At 68.2% G+C, this 1,923-nt stretch carries 1 protein-coding gene; it reads right to left on the bottom strand.

All coding sequences use genetic code 11. The features are described 5' to 3' along the window. Window positions 1–1,155, bottom strand: a 1,155-nt coding sequence (locus ACFVZH_RS40270; protein ID WP_384905605.1) for an IS110 family transposase, incomplete at its 3' end; no start/stop codon positions are given. Window positions 1,156–1,923: the final 768 nt, after the last annotated feature.

Raw genomic sequence — 1,923 nt, 5'->3', positions numbered from 1 at the left:
GTAGCAGACTCCGTCACGCATGCAGGCCCATATGACTCGCAACCATGCCCGGGCGAGGATGCGGGTCGCGTGGGGATGCCGCTTCTGCCAGCGCCTGGCGTCGTTGTAGATCTTGGCGGCCCACTCGCTGGCGTGCCTGCTGTTGTCGGCGAACTGTGTCACGGCCAGCCGTGCCCTGCGGTTGGTCGCGTAACGGAACGTGACCGAGCGGGACTTGCCGGAAGCGCGGGTGACCGGGACGACGCCTACCTCGGCGATGAACTGCTCGCACGTCTGCGCGCGTTCCAGGATCGGGCCGACCTCGGCGATGATCTGGCCGAGGTTGACCGTGCCGATGCGCGGCATCGAGGCGAACAGCGGCGCGTAGGGGTGCACCTGGACGGCTCCGGCTATCTCCTGGTCGAGGACTCGGATCGTGGCGCGGATGCCCCGCACGAGCTGGGCCTGGACCCGCACCAGCTGGGCGACGATGGTGTCGCTGAGCCGGGATGCGGCCTTCGGCGCGGAGCGCATGCGCTCGATCAGCATGCTCCCGGACCGCTTGCCGGAGTACCCGCGCCTCTTGCACCACGCCTCCAGCCGGCTCGGGGTGAGCTTCGCGGCGGAGGCCGGTGTCGGGTAGCGGTCCAGGAACGCTAGGGCGATGTCGCTGTCGAGGCTGCCGAACACCGTCTTGCCGCCGGGCCAGTGGGCGTCCAGCAGGGCGGCGAGCTGGTTGACGGCTGCGACGCGGGCCTCGACATGGTCGGCGTGCTGTCGGGTCAGGGCCTGGAGGTCCAAGGTGGCCTGCTCGGTGGGCTCCAGGCGGGGCAGCATGTGTCCGTCAGTGCGCAGGTAGTCGGCGAGTTTCATGCTGTCGCCCGCGTCGGTTTTGGCCTTGCTGGCGCCCCAACGCGCCCGCATGGCGTGGAAGGCGTTCGGGTGCACCGGGATCACGGGGTGGCCGGCCGCGAGCAGCCGGTCCACGGCCAGACCGCGGCTGGTCTCGATGGCGACAGGCAGATCGGCCGGCTCGCCGTGGCGCCGGAACCGGGCCAGCGTCCTGGCAAAACCTTCCTCAGTGTGGTCGAACTCCCACCGGTCCACTCGCTTGCCGGTGCCGTCCATGACCGTCACGTCATGCGTTTCGGTCGCCCAGTCCCATCCGATGAACACGTGTCCGCCACTCCGCTGTCGTCCTCGGACCCGCTCGGTGGTGAGGACGTCTGCCGGGAGCTCATTAATCGGCCCTCTGCGGGGCGTGTCCTCGAAGCCGATCAGACGACCTCGGCCCGGCGGGGCTGGCGGCACTCACTTTGGCCGACGAACGGCTCGCAACCAAGGCCATGCACCCACCGGGACCGAGAGATCACAGCCCTACCCATGAGGGCTGCAGAAGGGATGGTCCTCTAATGAGCGGCGACGGCAACAAAGACGGCGATGACGCTGCTGACATCAGCGAGGACACGGACGAGGACGCCGATGAGAATGGCGAGGGGCCGGACGAACTGTTGCCGACGATCGACCTGGGGCCTGCGCCAGAGCACGAGAGCAAGCGCCAGCGGGCCGAACGGATCTACCTCGCTCGCTCACCGGGAAGCGGGAGTAGAGCTCACACGCAACGCTCTCACCCGGTGGGCCGGCTACCAGAACCCTGGGTCAGGCCGCACTGCCTACGTCGAGATGGAGCGGAAGCACGGACCGATCGTCGTCCGAGGCGACGAAGTGGCCGACGTGCGTAAGGAGCTGGCACCCGCGACCTTCTAGCCACAGCCTTTTACTGGAGGCGAACGGCGATGAGATCGCGCGAGTTTCCCATGTCAGTGTGGCCGCATGCCGACAATGCCCGCCTACTGAGGTTTTCAGGGTGGGGTCGGTGGTACGAGGGTCAGACCGGTGGCGGTGAGGCAGCCGTCGATCAGGTGGGGCCGGAGCTGGATCCTG

This window comes from Streptomyces sp. NPDC059534, assembly GCF_042743475.1.
Classification (GTDB): Bacteria; Actinomycetota; Actinomycetes; order Streptomycetales; family Streptomycetaceae; genus Streptomyces.
The sequence above is the reverse complement of the archived record's forward strand: the minus strand, read 5'-3'. Positions and strand labels throughout refer to the sequence as shown.